The organism is Rhodococcus sp. ACS1, from assembly GCF_002300155.1.
Taxonomy (GTDB): Bacteria; Actinomycetota; Actinomycetes; order Mycobacteriales; family Mycobacteriaceae; genus Rhodococcus_F; species Rhodococcus_F koreensis.
This window is the reverse complement of record NZ_NSDZ01000006.1, coordinates 132535-153613: the sequence shown is the minus strand read 5'-3', so window position 1 is coordinate 153613 and position 21079 is coordinate 132535. Positions and strand designations below refer to the sequence as shown.

Genomic DNA, 21079 nt, shown 5'->3' with positions numbered 1-21079 from the left:
GTTCGGTCGGTGGCGGTCTATCCGGGCAGGGGCAGCATCTGGTTGATCGTCTGTGCCGCCGCCACCGACCCCTCCAGGTCGCTCACCAGGCCCTGCACGATCGCGAGGAGATCGCGGCCCTGTGCACCGAACGCTTCGGCGGATGACACCAAGGGCAGCACCGTGTTCTGGACCTCACCGAGAATGGACTGGATGTTCTGCAACTGTTCGTTGGTCATCTGCGCCCCCGACGTTCCCTGGGCGAGCATCGCCGCGGCGGGGGTGATGGCCTCGTCGAGTTTGGTCAGAAGCGGCCCGAGCGCCTGTGTGGAATCCAGTGCGGTTTGTGCGGTGTGCGTGAGTTCGGTCAACTGCTGCAGTTGTCCGGTCAGTTTGTCGTTGACGTCGACGATGTCCTGAGAGACACCGATACTGGTCACGTTGACCTGCTGCTGATTGTCGAGTCGGTGATTGAGGTTGTACACGACGAAGGTCAGCAGTCCCAGGACACCGACCGCGACGATCGCGAGGACCATGCGTGCCGGGCCACCGCGGCGTCCGAAGAAGATCACAATAGTTCCTTACTTTCCTGACAGGTCGTTCGCGGACTCTTCCGCCGAGACGCGGGCGTTGTGCACTTCCTCGGCCGTCGACCGTGCGTCGTCGAGAATCGAGGCGAGCGTGGCGCGGTTGCCGGTCAACGCCGCAGTCGCACCGTCGACCGGTGGCTGGAGGGTGTTGATCTGTGCGGTCAGAGTGTCAAGGGATGCCACAAGGTCGTCGACATTTGTACCGGCCTGGTCCAGAGTGTTCTGAACGTCTCCGCTGATTTGACCGATCAGCGTATTGAGTTCCGCTGCAACGGTGGCATCGGTTTCTTGGACGCTGGCCAGTGCCGCCCTCATCTTGTCGAGGGCGGCGAACGCGGAGAGAGTGACCTTTTCGTGTTCGACGAGTTCGGCGAGCGCGGGGTTGTAGTTGTTGGCGGACACCACCGCCTGGTCGAGCCGATACGGTGTCGCGGTCAGGTCGTGGATGCGGGGGTAGAGGTAGAAGGCGGTGATCGGGATCAGAGCGAGCAGGACGATGCCCCGCAGAACTTTCGTCCGAGTGGAGGCGCGACGCGGTTCGGTGTCTGATCGACGATTCGGAACTGGAGAGGAAGCAAGCGGGACGGTCAGCTGGTCGTCGAATTCCCTGCCGGCACCACCGTGAGGGCCGGTGAACGCGGTCATGTCGGGCTCGCAGACAGTAGGGCGATCGTGTGTAGCACGGTCGCGGCATGGGCAAAGAGTCCCTTGACGACCAGCCGGCGGGTCAGGATCGCCGCGAGCAATCTCCCGCCGCGACCGGTCACGAGGCCGACTGCACCGAGTGGCCCCACCTTCCCTGGTAGCTGGGCGATGAGGTCGAGGTGTTTGTCGGTGACGATCAGGACCACGTCCGGCGGTCCGACGAGACCGTTGTAGACCACAGCCTCGTCGTCCCCGCACACGATCGTGCACGCGCTGTCGGTATCCGCACTGACGATCGCCACGGGTCGGGCGATTTTGTGCGCCAACTCGATACGTGAGGGGGCTGCCTCGAGGTTCTCCCCGAGGTGAGTACCGATCAGGCCTGCGATGCTGTTGGCATCGGGTCCGTCGTACAGGGAAACCGCGTACTTGGTGTGTTCGATTGTCGTCAATGTCAGCCTTTCGATGTTGGGTAATCGTTCGGCGTTGCGGCCTGTGACGCTGGGGAGCTGTCGACGGGCCAGGCGGGTTCGGTCCGGGCACGAGGATGGGGCCGGTGCAGATACCGGCCCCATCGTCGATCGGGCGTCGCCGGGATGCTCCCGCTGTCAGGGTCTAGGCGATGAGATCCTCGCGTCCGGCGTCCTTGAGGTCCTGGATGTAGATCGGGAACAGGAACTTGGTACTGGGAACCAGCTTGAGCACCTTCATGATCTGTCCCTCGGCCTTGACGGTGCCCGTCGTGAGAGCCATCGTCATATTGAGCTTGCCCTGCCAGAACTTGTTCGCGTTCTCCGAACTCATCCTCAGCGTGGCGTTCGGAGTGACACCGCCTTCCGCGACACTGGAATAGACCTTGTTGTTGGGCATGTCGAGGACGACCTCACAGACGGGGTCGTGGCACGAGACGAGCAGAACGGCGCCGGTGGCGGTGAGCTTGGGACCGAGCTTTTCGTCCAGGTAAGCCTTTTCGAAAATGCCTCCGACGAACTTACGCAGGTCGGTGGGGTCGGTGAATGCGAGCATTGTTCTCTGCTTTCTCTCTGATGGGTGTTGCTTGCAAGGGTTGAGTCGGTTCTGCCCGGGTAAGGCCAGGTGTCCGGTGCGAAAGGTCAAGTTCAGTCGTCGATCCGCAGAGCCGCGACCGGGCACAACTTGACCGCCGCTTCCACCTTCGGGCGAAGAGCCTCGGCGGGAGCGTCGTCCAGGACGATCACCTCGTCGCCGTCATCGTTGAGGTCGAAGACTTCGGGGGCCGCGATGACGCATTCGCCGTGCCCTTCGCATCGGTCGTAGTCGACGTGGATGTCCATGCCCGAATCTCCCTTTCGTCTGCACAGGTGGCTCGGGGAGACCCGGTGGCTGTGGGGCAGTTCAGCTCACCGAGCAACCGTTGTGTGCGGAGTGTGTGGATGGGTTCAGATCGGCGCCCGGCGCCTGCGGCTATCGGACCGACAGATTCTCCCGCTGCGCCGGAGACTGAATGATTGCGCGTGGGCGTCGCCGCAGGATGCCTGTGAGCAGTGCCAGCACACCGAGGACCAACAGGACGATCGGTGCGACCACACTGATCAGGTTCAACTGCATTGCCTGGGACTTGGCCGAGGCCGCTGCGTCGCTGATCGACTGGTCGTTGAGAGCGGTGTCGATGGACAGGACGGGCATCACGGGAACCAACTGGCCGCCGATCTCCACATTCGCGATGATCTGCTGGTTCAATTGCGCATCGATCGGTGAGCCCAAGGTCTGGTCGGCGGCGAGGTTGATGCGGGTGACCGCGGTATACGTGAACGGCACCGGATCGGCGAGCTGACCGAGGGCCCCACCGAGACTCTGCTGCACGTCCGCCGGCAGCAGGGGCGCGAGGGACCCGACCAGCGATTTGGGCAGCGCAGGCGGCAGCGTCCCTGCGATGGCGGGATCACGCAAGGCGCCCTTCGCCTCCACTGTGTAGTTGAGTACGTCCCGGCCGGAAACGTTGCCCGAGTCGACGTACGTCATCGGGACCGTGGTTCTGGTCGCGGAGTCGTAGTACTGGTAGCTCGCTGCCGGGTCCGGGTGCAGCGGAAGAGCGATGGTCATGCCGCTGTGCGGTTCGACCCCCTCACCGGAGTCACCTGCCGCCGCGTCCATCGTCTTGCGGTCGATGGCGTAGGTGTGGTTGGACGGCACGGAGAGGCCGGGTGCCGCGAGGGTGATGTCGTCATGAGCGAGCGCCGTGTCACCGTCGGTGCTCGACACGTAGATGTGACGATCAATGGTCACGGGAACATCCGACGCGACCACATTGGCGATGTCGCCGGCCTGCAGGGCTTGGGCGTTGAGCAGCGTGCCGGTCCCCTCGTAGACGGGATTGACATCGAGGTCACCGGGCAGCTTTGACAGCATGGGCACCAGCACGAACCGCAGGAGGGCGGCAAGAGCGATGAACAGCACTCCCACGACTACAAAGATTTTCGAAGATCGTCTGACAAGCATCGACCGGTCCTTCATGTATTCGAACGGTAGGTGAGGATGCGCCCGCAATAGCCACCGGAATTGGAACGCCTGCTCGGCCGTATCGATCTTGCAGACCGGTGTGTGAATGGCAGTCCGTCGGTTCGTTGGGTAACCCTCAACCGTGGTCACGGCGGAACACTGCCGAGACACCACTGCTTCGGTCCAGGGCTGTCCGCATATCCCGATCAATCGCGCGGAAACCGCGGGACCATTGCCGTGATGCCGGACACAACAACCGAAACTTTGTGACTGAGTACACAAATGCAATTCGGTTGGCGCCGATGCTCCGCGATCACACCGATCCAGCGGTCCGGGACAATAGCTACATTACCGCCGCACTCGTCCCGACATCGTGGCGCCGACACCATTTCGTCACGCACCGACACACACTGACTTCGGCGCCGATCCCAGCGCCGAACCGCAAAGGACAGGCCCGTGTGATGAACAGCTTTGATTCCGCGATCGTCGAATTCGCCTGCCGATGGCTGCCCTACGGCACTCCCCCGCCAGAGGAGTTGCTCACCCAATTCAGCATGACGAGTACGAGATACGAGCAGCAGCTCAGCCGGATCCTGGACGACTGTCCCTCACACATTCCCCTCGATACGCGACGCAAGCTGGCTACGCCTCGCTGAACGCCAAGCAGCACCGACGCGCGCGACGGCGTCCCCCGTGTGACATCGGCTTCCCCCTGCCAGGCAGGGGCACGGGCACCAGCGGCACACTCAACACGCACGATGAAGAAGGTCTCCCCATGAATTCTCCCGAACCGATCGTCGTAGTCGACGGCGCGAGGACCCCGATCGGCAGCTTCGGTGGTGCGTTCAAGGACGTGCCCGCCCACGAACTGGGTGCCACCGCCGTCAAGGCGGCACTGGATCGTGCCGGGGTGCCGGGCGGCGACATCGACGAGGTGGTGATGGGCTGCATCGGTCAGGTCGGGCCGGACGCCTACAACGCCCGCCGCGTCGCCCTCGCCGCCGGACTTCCGGAGAAGACCCCGGCGTATACCGTCAACCGGTTGTGCGGGTCCGGTCTGCAGGCGGTGTGGTCGGCGGCGCAGCAGATGCGCTGGGGTGGGGTGAACTTCGCCCTCGCCGGCGGCGACGAGAGCATGTCGCGGATGCCGTTCTACGACTTCTCGGCGCGCTCCGGGTACAAGCTCGGTGACCGCGCACTGGTGGACGGCACGGTCGCGATTCTGACCGACCCGTTCGGTGGGGTGCACATGGGCCGCACCGCCGAGGCCGTGGCCCGCACGTACGACGTCAGCCGGGAGCAGCAGGACGAGTTCGCCGTCGAATCCCAGCGCCGCGCCGCCACCGACACCGCGCGGGCGGCGTTCGCCGAGGAGATCACCCCGGTGCAGATCGGGGGCCGCCGTCCCAAGACGGTCGACGTCGACGAGCACCCCAAGCCCGACACCACCCTCGAAACCCTGGCGAAGCTGCGGCCGGCGTTCGAGGAGGGCGGGTCGGTGACCGCCGGCAACGCGTCGGGGATCAACGACGGCGCCGCGGCGCTGGTGCTGGCCACCGAGTCCGCCGCCCGGGAGAAGGGCCTGACCGGGCTGGTGACCCTCGAGGCGGTCGCGACGGCGGCGATGGACCCGGCGCTGATGGGATACGCCCCCGTGCTGGCGTTGCAGAATCTGTTCGAGCAGACCGGCACCACCCCCGGTGATATCGACGTGATCGAGCTGAACGAGGCGTTCGCGTCGCAGGCGGTCGCGGTGATCCGGGACGCGAAGCTCAGCCCGGAGAAGACCAACCCGTACGGCGGGGCGATCGCGCTGGGTCACCCGGTCGGGGCGACCGGGGCGATCCTGAGCCTGCGGATCGCGAAGGACATGGTGCGCCGCGACCTCGAACTGGGCATCGTCACCATGTGCATCGGCGGCGGCCAGGCCCTCGCCGCCCTCTTCAAGCGCATCTGACCCCGCATGTGAGTGGCAAAGCGTGCCCGCACACGCTTTGCCACTCACGTCAGGTGATGCGGTCGGCGTGGGTGTAGATATTCATGGTGGTGCCGCGCAGGAACCCGATGAGGGTCAGCCCGGTGTCGTGGGCGAGGTCGATCGCCAGCGACGACGGCGCGGACACCGCCGCCAGGATCGGGATCCCTGCCATCACCGCCTTCTGCACGAGTTCGAACGACGCCCGCCCGGACACCAGCAGAACCATGCCTCGCAACGGAACCCGGCCCTGTTCGATGGCCCAGCCGATCAGCTTGTCGACCGCATTGTGCCGCCCCACGTCCTCTCGCACCGCCAGCAACTGCCCGTCGGCGGTAAACAACCCCGCCGCATGCAAACCCCCGGTCGTGTCGAACACCTTCTGCGCCGCCCGCAACCGGTCCGGCAGTCCCGCGATGGTAGTCGTGTCGACCCACACCTGGTCGCTGGCCGGCGAATGCCTGGTGCGCTGCCGGATCGCATCGAGCGAGGCCTTCCCGCAGACGCCGCACGAGGAGGTGGTGTAGAAGTTGCGTTCGATACCGGTATCGGGCAGGAGCACCCCGGTTGCCAGGTCGACATCGAGGACGTTGTAGGTGTTGACACCGTTGTCGTCGACGCTGTTGCAGTAGCGAATCGACGCGATGTCCGCGCGGTCAGCGATGATGCCCTCGGTCAGCAGAAACCCCTGCGCCAGTTCCATATCCGAGCCAGGTGTCCGCATCGTCACCGCTAGCGGCACCCGGTTCACCCGGATCTCGAGGGGCTCCTCGGCGACCACGGTGTCGACGCGGGTGCGCCGCTGCTCACCGTCGATGCGGCTGACGGGACGTCGCGTGGTTACTCGGCCCACTGCGACCATCTCGCTGGCGCCGGCCGACTACAGACCGTGGCATTGGCCTCCTCGCGTGGGCCGGACGGTGAGTCGAAGTGGGGAGGTCGGCGTCCGACGCTGCGGACGAACAGGTAGATGAACGCCGCGAACGCGTGCAGGATGAGCGACAGCACAATTGGCCCTTCTCGAGACCCCGCGTTGCCGGGGCCACATTGATGAAGATCAGCCCCGCCTCTCGAGGCGGATCGTGACCGCCTTCGACACCGGCGTGTTCGACTTTTTCGCGACGTGATCGAGCGGGATCAGCGGATTCGTCTCCGGATAATAGGCCGCCACATTCCCGACCGGGGTCGGGTAGGGCACCAACCGGAAATCCTCCGCCCGCCGCTCCTGCACCGTCCCGTCCGGGGTTTCCCATTCGGAGACCAGGTCCACCCGATCCCCATCGGCGTACCCGAGGGCGGTGATGTCGAGTTCGCTGATGAACAGCACCCGCCGTCCGCCCTTCACCCCGCGGTAGCGGTCGTCGAGACCGTAGATGGTGGTGTTGTACTGATCATGCGAGCGCATGGTCTGCAGGATCAGCCTGCCTTCCGGCACCGGCACCCAGGACAGGTCGTTGACGACGAAATTCGCCTTCCCCGTGTCGGTGTCGAAGCGGCGCTCGTCGCGGGGTGGGTGCGGCAACCCGAATCCGTCGGGTTGGCGGACCTTGGTGTTGAAGTCCTCGAACCCCGGAATCACCCGCGCGATACTGTCGCGGATGCGGTCGTAGTCGGCGGTGAACGCCGCCCACGGCACCGCATGCCCCGGCCCGAACAACGCCTGCGCGATCCCGCACACGATCGCGACCTCGCTGCGCAACTGCTCGCTCGCGGGGGTGAGGCCGCCGCGGGAGAGGTGCACCATCGACATCGAATCCTCGACCGTCACCTGCTGCTTGCGACCGTTCTGCACGTCCTTGTCGGTGCGCCCGAGCGAGGGCAGGATCAGCGCGGTCCGCCCGGTCACGAGGTGGGAGCGGTTCAGTTTCGTCGACACCTGCACCGTCAACGCACAGTTGCGTAGCGCCGCCTCGGTGGTCTCGGTGTCCGGGGTCGCGGAGACGAAGTTGCCGCCCATCCCGATGAACACCGACGCCGTCCCGTCCCGCATCGCCCGGATCGAATCGACGGCATCGAGGCCGTGCGTGCGCGGGGAGCGGATCCCGAATTCCGCATCCAACGCCGCCAGGAACGGTTCGGGCATCTTCTCCCAGATCCCCATCGTCCGGTCACCTTGGACGTTGGAGTGCCCGCGCACCGGGCACACCCCGGCCCCGGGTTTGCCGATCATCCCGCGCATCAGCAGCAGGGCGACCGCGTCCTGGATGGTGGCGACCCCGTGGGTCTGCTGCGTCAACCCCATCGCCCAGCAGATGATGGTCTTCTTCGAGGAGATCAGTGCCGCCGCCGTCTGCTCGATCTGCTCGAGCGTCAACCCGGTGGCGGCGATGACGGTGTCCAGGTCGACGGTGTTGCGGATGTGGGCGGCGTAGTCGTCCCACCCGGCGCAGTGCTCGGCCAGGAAGGCGTGGTCGAGGACGGTGCCGGGGGCGGCGTCTTCGGCGTCGAGGACCAGTTTCGCCAACCCCTGGAACAGGGCCTGGTCGCCGCCGATCCGGATCTGCAGGAACTCGTCCGCGATGGCCACGCCGTCCCCGACCACGCCGTGCACCTTCTGCGGGTCCTTGAACCGCAGCAACCCGGCCTCCGGCAGCGGGTTGATCGCGATCACCCTCGCCCCGTTCGCTTTCGCCTTCTCCAGGGTGGACAGCATCCGGGGGTGGTTGGTGCCCGGATTCTGGCCGGCGATCAGGATCAGATCCGCGTTCTCCAGGTCGGGGACCGACACCGACCCCTTCCCGATCCCGATCGTCTCCACCAACGCACTACCCGACGATTCGTGGCACATGTTCGAACAATCCGGCAGGTTGTTCGTCCCGAACGCCCGGATCATCAACTGATACACGAACGCCGCCTCATTACTGGTGCGCCCGGAGGTGTAGAACACCGCCTCGTCCGGCGATCCCAGACCCCGGAGTTCCCCGGCGATCAACGCGAACGCCGCCTCCCACCCGATCGGCTCGTAATGCGTGGCCCCCGGCAGCAGCACCATCGGATGCGTCAGCCGGCCCTGCTGCCCCAACCAGAACTCGGTCCGGCCCAGCAACTCCGCCACCGAATGCTGGGCGAAGAACTCCGGGGTCACCGTCCGGGTCGTGGCCTCCTCGGCGACCGCCTTCGCCCCGTTCTCACAGAACTCCGCATGCTTACGGTGCCCCGGAGTCTCCGGCCACGCACACCCCGGACAGTCGAACCCGTGCCGCTGATTCAGCCGGAAGAAGGTCCGCGCCGTACGCACCGGACCCATCTGCTCCACCCCACGCTTGAGCGAAACCAACACCGCAGGAACACCCGCCGCATAGGACTTCTCGTGCGTGACGACGACATCATCCTCGTCGATATCGGGCATGTGGTGGGGCATGTCAGCGCTTTCGTTGAAGGCGGTCAAGAGAGTGAGGGTCGGGACCGGGCGACTAGTGGACGGAAGCGTTCGAACGTCGTCTTCGTTCACGCCGCTCCAGCAGCTGCTCGTGCAGTGTGGCCCGGTCTCCGGGTGCGAGGTGACGGGAGGACACGCTGCCGAGAATTCTGACAAGGTGCTGATCGAATCGGAGTTCCGTCATACCGAAGTCGACCAGGATTTCTTCGGACGGAGGCCCTCCGTACGGCAACCAGCGACACGCGAATTCGAGGATCGTCGAATCCTGACTGTCCACGCCCTGTCCCCCTCAGTCCTCCGCGAACTTACGCCGACTCGCCGTCCGGTCCACCGATGTTGCCGCGTGACATCATTGCCCCGGCATCGTTGCCGGAACTGCCGAACACACAGCCCTCGGAGGCCACGGCGAAGTCGGTTAATCGGGACAGAGCGCGACACCGCTGATCTGGGTCGAAACGGAGATGCTCCGGAAGACGGAGCTATCACGCACGAGCGTGGCGTGCGGACTTATGTCAGTTTCTCGGCGACGCGAAGCGCGTCCGTCGTGCCTGTCACATCGTGTACCCGAACACCCCAGGCGCCAGCGCGAGCCGCGAGGACGGAGATGACCGCGGTGGCGGTGTCACGTTTGGTGGTGCTCCTGTCGTGATTGCCTTCTCTCAGCAATGCACCGAGGAAGCGTTTGCGTGACGCTCCGATCAGGACTGGATACCCGAGCGAACACAGTTGGCGAAGATCGGCCAAAAGGGCCCAGTTGTCGTCGCTGTTCTTGCCGAATCCCAAGCCGGGGTCGACAATGATCGATTCGCGTGACACGCCTGCGGCGAGCGCGCGAGTAGTCGCGGTGTCGAGATCGGAGAGAACTCGAGCGACGATGTCCTCCACCGGTCGTGCGATGTGCCTACGCGAGTCGCGCCAGTGGGTGATGATCAGTCGAACTCCGGATTCTGCCGCCACGGCATACATTTTCGGGTCCGCACAGCCGCCCGAGACGTCGTTGATGTAGGTGGCGCCGGCCCGTGTTGCCGCGGCTGCCGTGTCCGCGCGCATCGTATCCACGCTGACCGCGACACCGCGTGCCGCCAGTTCCTCGATGACGGGGATGACGCGGGACCGCTCGACCGGCCCGGATACCCGGTGTGCGCCAGGTCGCGTTGATTCTCCCCCGACGTCGACTATATGTGCCCCCGCGTGATGGAGGCGAAGCCCGTGGGCCACAGCCGAGGAGGCGGCGAGAAATCGGCCGCCGTCGGAAAACGAATCGGGGGTGACGTTGAGAATGCCGAGAACGGTTGTGCCTGCCGATTCCGGACGACAGGTGCTGATCGTCGCGAATGGCTTCGATTCAGCGGGTAGCGCTGAGAGCGTGGAAGTCACGTAGTCGGGGCCTTCCGTTCGGCAGCTTCGACGATATTCGCCAGGAGCATGGCGCGGGTCATCGGACCCACACCTCCCGGCATCGGTGTCAGGTACCCCGCGACTCCCCATGCGTCGGGCGCGATGTCGCCGACGATGCCCTCTTCGGTTCGTGTAATACCCACGTCCAGGACCGCGGCACCCGGTTTGATGTCGGAGCCGGTGATGAGCGCGGGGCTACCGGCTGCCCCGACAACAATGTCGGCGCCGCGTAGGTGTGTGCGGATATCGCGCGTCCCTCTGTGGCAGAGGGTCACGGTGGCGTTCTCGGTTTCCCTGGTGAGGAGAAGTCCGAGTGGCCGCCCGACGGTGATGCCGCATCCGACGACGACAACTTCCGCCCCGTCGAGGGGGATGCTGTAGCGGCGCAGGAGTTCGACGATGCCCCGGGGTGTGCAGGGCAGCGGTCCCGCAGCACCGAGAACCAGGCGACCGAGGTTCACCGGGTGCAGGCCGTCAGCGTCTTTGTCCGGGTCGACGCGCTCGAGGAGTGCGGTCCGGTCGATATGTGCTGGTAGTGGGAGTTGAACGATATATCCGGTACACGCCATTTCGCTGTTGAGATCATCGAGGGCTGCTAGCGCATCTGCCGTGCTCGCGCTTGCGGGAAGGTTGATCTTGAACGAGGACAGACCGATCTCGGCGCAATCGCGGTGTTTGCCGGCAACGTAGGCCCTGCTGGCCGGGTCCTCACCGATCAGTACCGTTCCGAGTCCGGCAGAGACCGATCGGGCCTCCAGTGCCGATACCCGTCCGGCCAGTTCGCTGCGGATGTCCTTAGCTGCAGCTTTGCCGTCGAGCACCACCGTGGGCCCGATCATCGTGGACGAGAGTGCGCTCACCGAACATCCCCTTTCGTGAGAGTGACGCAGGACCGCACAGATGACCGCGGCCTGCGGATGCGGGCGCGTTCGCGCCGCTCTACTTCGCCGTCAACGCTAGGCCGGGTGCCTATCGGTCAGGCAGCGGCGTCCGACGTGAAGTCACGGCCGATCTCGGTGGGCATCGCTAGGTCAATTGACGCGCCGGCCGCTGCTCCGACTGTCCCGGGGCGTCCTACCATGGATCGAGTGAACAGCAGGTCGATCGTGGACGCGATTGCAATCGGGGTTGCGGTCGTCGATGACGTCGGCCGGTTCGTCTCCGTCAACTCCGCCGGGGCTCTCATACTCGGCGCCGCGACACCGGATGAACTGCCTGGTGTGCAGAGCCCGTTCGAGATCGGATCTGAATCCCCGGGATCCGATGCTGACGCCGAACGCGTCGGATACTGGGACGTCGGCCTCGAGGACTTCGTCATGCTCTCCTACCAATTCGGTTCCGACACGGCCGACGGGACGGTCGTGACGTTCCGTGATGTCACCGATCAACGGCGTCAGCAACGTCGCGTTGCCGCCTTGGCACGCACGGCGTCGAACATGGCGGCACAACGATCGGTCACCACGTCGGTGCTCGATGCAATGGCGTGGGAAGTTCAGCAGTCCGAGGGCGTCGCCGCTGCCCAGTTCATTACGGTGGCACCGGCGACCAGACGGCTGCAGGTGATGGGAGCTGCGGGCTTCGCGGAGGTGCACACCTTCTTCGACCTGCTCATGGCGTCACATCGCCGCGGCGCGAACCTGGCCACCTACGAGGTGATGGACCGCGGACAGCAGATTGTGTATCCGCACCGGCGAGCCGAGATGCTGGCCGATCCCGATTGGCAGCCGATCCACGCCTATATCTCTCAACTCGAATGGGACGACTTCGTCTGTACACCCTTGATGACTCGAGGTAAGTCCGTCGGTGTCCTCAACGTCTACATGGAACCGAGCTACCACGCCGGACACACCATGCTCGACTTTTTCGCAGCGATGGCCGACCAAGCTTCTCTGGCAATCGATTACGCCACTCTATTGGAGCGCGATCGGATCGCTGTGCGCAGGGAAGAACGCAAGCGACTGGCCCGAGATCTTCACGATTCCGTCGTTCAGCAAGTCTTCTCGATCGGAATGCAGGCTCGCGCGCTGCAGAGGATGGCCACCAAAGGCCCCGAACCGCTCGCCACCGACATCGGCCGGATCGCTGCCGAGGTCGGGGAGCTGAGCCAGGCGGTTCAGCACGATCTGCGGGGGGTTGTACTTGCTCTGCAGCCGTCGATGGCCGCCGAGATGGGGCTGTCGGCCGCCTTGCACCTGCTCGCCGAGAAGATCACGCGGCGTACCGACATCCAGATCGAGTTGTCAGTCAGTCCGGAGCTCGACGACGACGATGCGGATTTCGTCGAAGACGTCTATCAGGTCGTCAGCGAATCGCTGCACAACGCGGTCAAACACGCCGCTCCGTCGACCGTTCTCGTATCCATTGAGATATCCGACGGTCCTCGCGTTGTCCGGATCGAGATCATCGACGACGGCTCCGGCTTGACGAACACGTCGTCGACCCCGGGCGGATACGGGCTGACATCGATGCGTGAACGCGTCACCAGGTGGTCCGGGCACCTTGATGTCACGCCGAACGATTCCGCCCGAGGTACCCGGGTCACTGCGACTCTCGTGCCGCCCCCGCCCCATCCCGACCAAACGACAAGGTAGAGAACAGATGGACGACTCGACCACTACCATTCGTGTCCTCGTGATCGACGATCACGCGGTCGTCCGTCGCGGAATCGCCAGCTTCCTCGCCTCTACGGACGACATCATCGTCGCCGACGAAGCCGGCGACGGAGTTGAGGCATTGGAGAAGCTCGCCGCGATGTCGGCGCACCACCAGCTGCCCGACGTCGCCCTGCTCGATCTCGTCATGCCGCGAATGGACGGAGTGGAGACCGCGAAGCAAATCGCCTCCCGCTACCCGGGTGTCCGCGTGGTCGTGTTGACCAGCTTCGGGGAGACCGAGCGGGTACATACTGCTCTCGCCAACGGGGCCTCGGGATACCTGCTCAAGGATGCCGACCCGTCCGAGGTCGAGTCGGCTATCCGAGCGTCAACGCGCGACGAGGTCTTTCTCGACACCGCGATCGCCCGTCAGCTGACCCATCAGATGGTCACGCCGGTGGCCGGCCTCCGCTCGTTGAGCACTCGCGAACGTGACGTCCTCGTCCTCGTCGGGCGAGGCCTGTCGAACCGGGCCATCGCCAAGGAACTGTCGATCAGTGAACGCACAGCTCGCACGCACGTATGCAACGTCCTGGCGAAGATGCATCTGAACTCGCGAACCCAGGCCGCCCTCGTCGCGGTGCGCGAAGGGCTTGTCCAGCTCTGAGACGCCACAGTTCACGCTCCCAGGCACGCAACACGATGGCTGGGGGTCGTTCGATCACTCTGCCGGCTCACCAGCCACGAGTCCGCAAAGACCCAGCAGGGTCCGCACAGAACGAGTTCATCCTCCGGAAGGCGTGACAAAAGCACTCGCCGTGAGGTTTCTCGCGCGTTCCACTGTCGGAGATCAAACTTCGCGATCTTCGGCCACTAGCGTCCCTACCAGGCGATCGTCGTGTCGTAAGCCATGTGCTCCCAGCACAAGACCGGGGCCACGTTTGGCGCCCTGGCATATGGTCCAGATCACATTCGCCCCCTAGTCTTGGTCGCGTAACCGGCTATCGACAGCTGAAACAGACACCCACAGGCTCGATCGCTCGACATTCTCGCCCCTGCCGGACCGGCCAGCGAGCTCCGCGAACGAAGTGGGCAGCTCTCGATAGGTCAGGTGACTGCGGAACGTGGTTCAGCTTCCGTCGCCTGATCGGGCGCGGCGGCACCTCTCTTCTGCAAACGACGTTCGTCGAAAGTTGACATCCTCCAAGAAGGAACGATCGCTATGAGCTTTACTGAAGCAGACTTTCCTGACGTGGACCTGGCCACGTTCAAGCACCGTCCATACCTCGACAGGTTGAAGGTCCTCACGCGCCATTGGGCCGAGTTCGGTGTCGGGACTCCGTGGAGCGTGCACATGCTGTACGTCGCCAAGATAGTTACGTATCTCTTCACCGGAGTGGTGATCGCCAGTTTCACGAGCGGTTTCGGCGGCTTCTGGGATATCGGAGCCTTCTGGACCCAACCGATCTTCTATCAAAAGATGCTGCTGTGGACCATGCTGTTCGAGTTCCTCGGGCTCGGAGCGTCCTCTGGACCGCTCGCATTCCGCTTCTCGCCACCGATCGGCGGAGTCTTGCATTGGTTGCGGCCGAACACAATCCGGCTCCCACCATGGCCGTCCGCGATCCCCTTCACGAAGGGAAGCCGGCGTACCTGGTTCGACGTTGCGACCTATCTGGGCGTGGTCGCTTCGCTGGTCACACTCCAACTGTCCGACGGCGTCTCGAAGGAAGGACAGCCCGCCGATAGCGTCGGACTGCTCGACCCGGCCCTGTTACTGCCACTGATCGTGCTGCTCGCGATCGCCGGCTTGCGGGACAAGACGCTCTTCCTGGCGGCCCGGTCCGAGCAGTACTGGGTGGCCGCCATCTTCTTCGCGTTCCTTCCCTTCGTCGAGATGATCGTCGGACTGAAGCTGATCATGATGGCAGTCTGGTGGGGTGCAGCATTCTCGAAGCTCGGCCGTCACTTTTCGTTCGTGGTCTCGGCGATGATGAGCAATGCACCATGGTTCCGCTCGCCCCGTCTGAAGCGGCGTCTGTATCGGAACTACCCGGATGATCTGCGCCCTTCCAAAGTGGCGTCGTTCATAGCGCACCAGGGAACCGTCATCGAGTTCGTTGTACCCGTTGTGTTGCTGTTCTCCTCGAATCGGCTCGTAACGATCTGCGCGTTGGTAGTCATCGTGTTCTTCCATCTCTTCATCACGTCGATGTTTCCGCTCGGAGTTCCCTTGGAATGGAACATCTTCTACGTATTCAGCGCCGTCTACCTGTTCGGGCTGTATCCCGCCGACGGTTACGGCATCGGGTCGATCTCGCCGATGCTGTTGCTCGCGCTTGTTCTCGGGTTGTCACTGTTTCCGGTTCTGGGAAACTTCTTTCCCGACAGGATCTCGTTCCTGTGGTCGATGCGCTACTACGCAGGAAACTGGGCCACCACCCAGTGGGCGTTCCGCAAGGGAAGCGAGTCCCGCCTGAACGACAAGATCGTGAAGGCTGCGCCGATCCAGGTCGATCAACTGACGTCACTGTATGGGCGCGACGTGGCTGAACTGCTTGTCGAGAAGGCGGTTGCGTGGCGATCTCTTCACAGCCATGGCAGAGCACTGACCACTCTGATCGGAAACCACGTCGACTCCTATCAGAATTACGACATTCGGGAAGGTGAATTCGTCGCCGGCGCGGTGCTGGGTTGGTCGTTCGGCGACGGGCATCTACACGGGGCACAATTGATGGAGGCGATTCAGGAGCGGTGCAGCTTCGCACCAGGTGAAGCGATTGTCGTTTACATCGAATCGCAACCCGTCCACAACTTGCGACAGCGGTATCGCGTCTACGATCTGGCGGTCGGAGAGATCGAACGTGGATATATCGACGTCGCCGACATGATCACCGCGCAACCGTGGCTCGAGGACGGACCCATCCGGGTCCATCCGCAATGGTCCCACGCCGACCACCGCAGCTCATTCGGGAAGGGTGTTGTCGAAGCATGACCACCGCACTAGTGGTCGGCGCAGGGCCCAATGGTCTGGCTGCAGCCGTCACGCTCGCCCAACACGGCGTCGAAGTGACCGTAATCGAGGCCGCCGAGACCATCGGGGGCGGTACGCGAAGCAGCGAACACACCGTCCCCGGGGTATTGCACGACGACTGCTCGGCAGTCCATCCAATGGGCGCCGGCTCCCCGTATCTTCGAACCCTCGATCTCGATTCGCACGGGCTCGAGTGGAAGTGGCCGGAGGTCGACGCCGCGCACCCACTCGACACCGGCAGCGCGGGAGTGCTGCTCCGCTCCCTCGACGACACTGCACACCTGCTCGGCGCCGACGGTCGGCGGTGGCGCCAACTGTTCGGTCCGCTGGCCAGTCGATTCGACGACCTCGCGCAGGATCTGTTGCGGCCGATTGCTCACGTGCCCCGCCATCCCGGTGCGCTTGCGCAGCTCGGGCTGCGCGCGTTGCCGCCGGCAGGGACGTTGGCGCGCGTATTCCAATCCGAGGAGGCGAGGGCTCTCTTCGCCGGAATCGCCGCGCATGTCATTCACCCGCTCACCCGCCCGGCGACGTCGTCGGTCGGCGCGATGATGATCGCGGCGGCGCACACCTACGGTTGGCCGGTAGCGGCCGGCGGGTCGCAGTCGATCACAAATGCTCTCGCCTCGCTCCTCGGATCGCTCGGCGGAAAGATCGAGACCGGTCAACCAGTGCGCTCGCTGAGTGACCTGCCGCCATCGGACATCGTGATGCTCGATCTTGCGCCGCGAGGTGTTGTCGATATCGCCGGCGACCTTCTACCGGCCCGAGTTCGCCGCGCGTACAGCCGATATCGGTACGGGCCCGGTGCCTTCAAGGTCGACCTGGCGGTCGACGGTGGTGTCCCATGGATCAATGAACACTGCCGTCGAGCGGGCACGGTACATCTCGGCGGGAACCTTGCCGAGATCATTGCCTCTGAACGTGATATTGCGCGGGGAATTATGCCCTCGCGCCCGTTCGTCTTGATCGGCCAGCAGTATCTTGCCGATCCAGACCGTTCGAACGGTGACGTCCATCCGATCTGGGCGTATGCTCACGTACCCCATGGGTACAGTGGCGATGCAACGGATGCCATCATCGGCCAGATCGAACGGTTCGCGCCCGGAACGCGCGAACGGATCGTGGGTGCCTTCAGTAGATCGACAGCTGCGATGAGCGTCTACAACCCGAACTATGTCGGCGGCGATATCATCACCGGCGAGAACAATCCCGTTCAGTTGGTGTTGCGCCCCCGTATTGCCGTCGATCCCTATCGCACTGGAATCGACGGCGTCTACATCTGTTCGGCCGCAACACCTCCAGGTGCTGGAGTGCACGGGATGTGCGGACATAATGCGGCCCTCGCAGCGCTACGGAACCGAGGGAGGTGACAGTGCCTTGTCCGAGACAGCCGATCGGTCCGCCGAGCGCAACAACAGGGTGATCCGAGAGATCGCCGATCGTGTCATTCCCCATCAAGCAGAATTCGCCGAGGGATTACTCGCTTCCATCATCACAGACATGCCGTCGGTCGTTCCGGATCGCGAATATCGCGACATGCTCCGGGTAAGCGTCATCGAGAACACGATGGTCCTCCTCGATGCGCTTCGTGCCAATGTCGACCCGGTGAGTATCTCGCCTCCGCCCGGTGCGGTCACATATGCACGCGGACTTGCTCGGCGCGGCGTTTCCCTGGCCGACCTGTTGCGGATCTATCGGGTGGGTCAAGCCCAGTTCACCGGAATCTGCCTTGACGTGGCCGACGGCCTGGACGAGGCCAACGACTTGCGGGCGGTGAAAACAGTGATTGACACAGTAGCGACTTACCTCGACCACGTATGTGAATGCATCACTGTCGATTTCGAGGAGGAGCGCGAACGGTGGATTCATAGCCGCAGCGGATTGAAGCAGCATTGGATATCTCGGCTGTTGGCCGGAACGGTGGCCGATACGGCGGAGGCGCAGCGGGCCATCGGTTACCCGCTCTCGGGAACCCATCTGGCCGTCGATGCGTGGATTATTGCAGATCGCGCGCAGGTGACGGCGTCGGTCGAGGTTCTCGACCGCTTCCATGACCTGTTGACGACAGCGGCTGCTCGAGCTAGCACGGTGTCAGTTCATACCGACGAGGCAGCCATGACGATCTGGGTGTCACTGCGCGAACCGGAACGGAATCTCATCGCCAGGCTGAAAGCCCTGCTCGACGCTGATCCGCTCCCGGTCCAGGTGGCCACGGGGCTGCCGGGTGACGGTGTCGATGGCTTCCGCTGTTCGTACGACCAGGCAGCACGCGTGAGGAAGCTCGCTGAATCGGCCCGGCCTGGGCCACCTCAGATCCTCACGTTCGCCGATGTTGCCCCCGTCGCGATGATGACGGGCGACGTCGCCGAGTTACGCTACTTCGTGGGAGCAACCCTCGGCCCGTTGTCAGCCGATACCGAACGTGCACATGAACTCCGTGAAACACTGCGCGTCTACCTCGCATGCAATCGGAGCCCCGCGGCGGCGTCCGAGCGCATGATGCTGCATCGAAATACGGTCACGTACCGGGTTCAGCAAGCATCTGAAGAGCTGGGAGGGACGCCCGAGGGAGTCGATCAGTTCACTGTATCGGCCGCTCTGGAGGTCTGCCGGTGGTACGGCAGTTCCGTGCTGTGTGCGCCGCCGTGACATCGAGGCGACGGGCCTCCGAAATGTGTGCACGGGCCGATCGTCTGGTTGCACTGCACACCAGTGGACTGCGCAGCCGTCAGGACCTGTGAACCCGCCGAACGATTCGACAGTGCCGGCTCTACCAGGGTTGCGGCAGTGCGTAGTTCATCGACGTATCGGCGAACCTCCGGTCGCCGAAAGCGCGAGCTGGGGACTAACCGACTACACATGAATCAGTGTCCGAGAGCGCAAACCTCTGACGCATAGTGACTTCCTCACCCGATTCCGGCTCACCACCGTAGCCGGGACTTCAACTCTCCGAAAGTGATCCACCGATCATGAATACTCCCGCACCAGGACACGTGCTTCGTCCGGCACCCACAAAGACCGAGTGGCACAACAGCCGGCTGGGCCGATACCTATCGAAGATCGAGGAACGCACCGACCAGCACTTCGACACCTACGAAGACGCTTGGCGATGGTCGACTACGGATCTCCAGGGCTTCTGGGAATCGATCTGCGACGAATTCGGCGTCAGCGCGCACACACCGCACTCTGCTGTGCTCGCGGACCCGACGATGCCGGGGGCACAGTGGTTCCCAGGTACCACACTCAACTACGCAGAACACATCCTGCGAGAGCTGTCGGCGCGACCAGACAGGGTGATGGTCCTCTCGCGTAGCCAAACCACGGGCAACGTCGAATGGACCGGTGCACGCCTGATCGCGGAGATCGGACGCATCCAGTCCGGTCTGCGCCGATTGGGCATCGGGCGCGGGGACCGTGTCGTGGGCTACCTGCCGAACGTCCCCGAAGCCGTCGCCGCGTACCTCGCTACCAGCGCGGTGGGAGCGGTGTGGAGCTGCGTTCCGCCGGAGATGGGGGCGAGTGCGGCACTACAACGCATCAGCCAGCTCGATCCGTCGTTGGTCATATCGGTTGACGGATACCGCTGGGGCGACAAGAACATCGGCCGCGAAGCCGATCTGATGGAAATCAGTGCTGCACTGCCTGATTCCACGATGGTCCTGCTGCCCTATCTCGACGCGGACACAACGATTCCCGACAACTTCATTTCGTACTCCGAGTTCACCGCTGAAGACGGGCCCGTCACCACGGACCCGGTACCCTTCGGTCATCCACTAGTGGTGCTATTTTCCTCTGGAACAACAGGGCGCCCCAAAGCCATCGTGCACTGTCACGGCGGGTTTCTTCTCGAACACTACAAGATGCTCGGCCTTCACCAGGACTTCACCGCAGACGACATCGCGTTCTACTACACCACCACCGGTTGGGTCGTGTGGAACCTGATGGTGTCCTCACTTCTGCTCGGCACGGCCATCGTGCTTGTCGACGGCGACCCGGCGTGGCCAGCGCTCGACGGCCCGTGGTCACAGTGGGCTATCGCTGCAGAGACAGGAGCTACCTTCCTTGGGACCGGCGCGGCCTACTTGACGCGTTGGGCACATTCGGGACTACGCCCCGCAGACCAGTGGGATCTGCGCAATCTACGGCTGATCATGTCATCCGGATCGGCGTTGGCAGCCGACGCGTCCGGGTGGATCTACACCGCGGTGAACAACGATCTCCTGCTGCTCTCGTCCTCTGGTGGCACCGATGTGGGAACGGGATTCATCGGAGGTTGCCCCCTGGTGGCGGTTTATGCGGGCGAGATGTCCTGCCGCCCACTCGGGGTCGATGTCGACGCACTCGACCCGCACGGTGTTCCCGTTCAGGGTGTTCCGGGCGAATTGGTGGTTCGCCAGCCGATGCCCTCGATGCCGGTGTTCTTCTGGGGCGACGAGGATTTTGCACGGTACCGCGCGAGCTACTTCGACGTATATCCGAACCAATGGCGACACGGCGACTGGCTGATCCACACCGAACGCGACACCTGGGTGATTACCGGCCGCTCCGACGCGACCCTCAACCGAGGCGGGGTCCGGCTCGGCACCGCCGAGTTCTACGCCGTCCTCGACTCGGAACCCGACATTACCGACAGCATCATTCTGCATTTCGAAGATGAAGCCGGGATGGGCGCACTGGTACTCGCCGTCGAGCTTGCGGCTACCAGCGCTGTCGAGCCGGAACAGGTGCACCACGAGGTTCGACGCACACTTCGGACACGCCTCTCACCGCGGCACGCTCCTGATCATGTCGTCATCGTTCCCAGCATTCCACGCAATAGGACCGGTAAGCGCCTCGAGCTTCCACTGAAGCGGATCGTCAAGGGGGAAAGCATCTCTGACGCCCTCGACCTCGGTGTGGTAGTGAGCCCGGAGCATGTTTCCGAGACGGCCTCACTCATACGACGCGCCCTGAACGGTGCCCCTACCGGCGCCTGAAGGCCGCCGCAGCGCCCGACCTCACCCA

General features: G+C 63.9%; 18 protein-coding genes. 8 read left to right on the top strand and 10 right to left on the bottom strand.

Annotated elements, in window-relative coordinates:
* Positions 1-17 precede the first annotated feature (17 nt).
* From CJ179_RS29245 to CJ179_RS29220, 6 genes are all read right to left on the bottom strand, one after another.
* Positions 18-551 (bottom strand): hypothetical protein, encoded by a 534-nt coding sequence (locus tag CJ179_RS29245; RefSeq protein ID WP_095863720.1) that lies wholly within the window; start codon positions 549-551, stop codon positions 18-20.
* A gap of 9 nt (positions 552-560) precedes the next feature.
* Positions 561-1214, bottom strand: coding sequence for a hypothetical protein (locus CJ179_RS29240; RefSeq protein WP_095863719.1), 654 nt, complete (start codon positions 1212-1214; stop codon positions 561-563).
* Positions 1211-1666, bottom strand: a complete 456-nt coding sequence (locus tag CJ179_RS29235) for a hypothetical protein (RefSeq protein WP_095863718.1) — start codon at positions 1664-1666, stop codon at positions 1211-1213. Before CJ179_RS29235 ends, CJ179_RS29240 begins: the two co-directional genes overlap by 4 nt.
* A gap of 163 nt (positions 1667-1829) precedes the next feature.
* Positions 1830-2240, bottom strand: coding sequence for an SCP2 sterol-binding domain-containing protein (locus CJ179_RS29230; RefSeq protein ID WP_095863717.1), 411 nt, complete (start codon positions 2238-2240; stop codon positions 1830-1832).
* A 92-nt stretch (positions 2241-2332) separates the two neighbouring features.
* Positions 2333-2527, bottom strand: coding sequence for a ferredoxin (locus CJ179_RS29225; protein ID WP_095863716.1), 195 nt, complete (start codon positions 2525-2527; stop codon positions 2333-2335).
* A gap of 130 nt (positions 2528-2657) precedes the next feature.
* On the bottom strand, positions 2658-3692 hold the full coding sequence (locus CJ179_RS29220; protein ID WP_257015827.1) for a DUF3068 domain-containing protein: 1035 nt from the start codon (positions 3690-3692) through the stop codon (positions 2658-2660).
* A gap of 461 nt (positions 3693-4153) precedes the next feature.
* Between CJ179_RS29220 and CJ179_RS52185 the strand changes: the two genes are divergently transcribed.
* Both CJ179_RS52185 and CJ179_RS29210 read left to right on the top strand, forming a co-directional pair.
* A complete protein-coding gene (locus CJ179_RS52185; protein ID WP_095863714.1) occupies positions 4154-4348 on the top strand; it encodes a DUF3263 domain-containing protein in 195 nt (64 codons plus the stop codon).
* A 119-nt stretch (positions 4349-4467) separates the two neighbouring features.
* Positions 4468-5649 (top strand): thiolase family protein, encoded by a 1182-nt coding sequence (locus CJ179_RS29210; protein WP_095863713.1) that lies wholly within the window; start codon positions 4468-4470, stop codon positions 5647-5649.
* Between the two features lie 49 nt (positions 5650-5698).
* Here CJ179_RS29210 and fdhD read toward each other — a convergent pair whose 3' ends face one another.
* The 4 genes from fdhD to CJ179_RS29185 form a co-directional block, all read right to left on the bottom strand.
* The gene (fdhD, locus tag CJ179_RS29205; RefSeq protein ID WP_095863712.1) at positions 5699-6520 is read right to left on the bottom strand and encodes a formate dehydrogenase accessory sulfurtransferase FdhD; all 822 of its coding nucleotides are present in this window, start codon (positions 6518-6520) and stop codon (positions 5699-5701) included.
* Positions 6521-6724: 204 nt separating this feature from the next.
* Positions 6725-9028 (bottom strand): FdhF/YdeP family oxidoreductase, encoded by a 2304-nt coding sequence (locus CJ179_RS29200; protein WP_095863711.1) that lies wholly within the window; start codon positions 9026-9028, stop codon positions 6725-6727.
* A gap of 525 nt (positions 9029-9553) precedes the next feature.
* On the bottom strand, positions 9554-10423 hold the full coding sequence (gene folP / locus CJ179_RS29190; RefSeq protein ID WP_306454251.1) for a dihydropteroate synthase: 870 nt from the start codon (positions 10421-10423) through the stop codon (positions 9554-9556).
* Positions 10420-11283 (bottom strand): bifunctional methylenetetrahydrofolate dehydrogenase/methenyltetrahydrofolate cyclohydrolase, encoded by an 864-nt coding sequence (locus CJ179_RS29185; protein WP_095864001.1) that lies wholly within the window; start codon positions 11281-11283, stop codon positions 10420-10422. Before CJ179_RS29185 ends, folP begins: the two co-directional genes overlap by 4 nt.
* 249 nt (positions 11284-11532) lie before the next feature.
* Here CJ179_RS29185 and CJ179_RS29180 point away from each other — a divergent pair, with 249 nt between their 5' ends.
* The 6 genes from CJ179_RS29180 to CJ179_RS29155 all read left to right on the top strand — a co-directional run bounded on the left by CJ179_RS29180 (position 11533) and on the right by CJ179_RS29155 (position 21051).
* The gene (locus tag CJ179_RS29180; protein WP_218834841.1) at positions 11533-13035 is read left to right on the top strand and encodes a histidine kinase; all 1503 of its coding nucleotides are present in this window, start codon (positions 11533-11535) and stop codon (positions 13033-13035) included.
* Positions 13036-13042: 7 nt separating this feature from the next.
* The gene (locus tag CJ179_RS29175; protein ID WP_095863708.1) at positions 13043-13705 is read left to right on the top strand and encodes a response regulator transcription factor; all 663 of its coding nucleotides are present in this window, start codon (positions 13043-13045) and stop codon (positions 13703-13705) included.
* Between the two features lie 555 nt (positions 13706-14260).
* Positions 14261-16033, top strand: a complete 1773-nt coding sequence (locus CJ179_RS29170) for a DUF3556 domain-containing protein (RefSeq protein ID WP_095863707.1) — start codon at positions 14261-14263, stop codon at positions 16031-16033.
* Positions 16030-17445, top strand: a complete 1416-nt coding sequence (locus CJ179_RS29165; RefSeq protein WP_095863706.1) for an NAD(P)/FAD-dependent oxidoreductase — start codon at positions 16030-16032, stop codon at positions 17443-17445. Before CJ179_RS29170 ends, CJ179_RS29165 begins: the two co-directional genes overlap by 4 nt.
* A 7-nt stretch (positions 17446-17452) precedes the next feature.
* The gene (locus CJ179_RS29160; protein ID WP_179377664.1) at positions 17453-18724 is read left to right on the top strand and encodes a CdaR family transcriptional regulator; all 1272 of its coding nucleotides are present in this window, start codon (positions 17453-17455) and stop codon (positions 18722-18724) included.
* A 320-nt stretch (positions 18725-19044) separates the two neighbouring features.
* A complete protein-coding gene (locus CJ179_RS29155) occupies positions 19045-21051 on the top strand; it encodes an acetoacetate--CoA ligase (protein ID WP_095863704.1) in 2007 nt (668 codons plus the stop codon).
* Positions 21052-21079 lie beyond the last annotated feature (28 nt).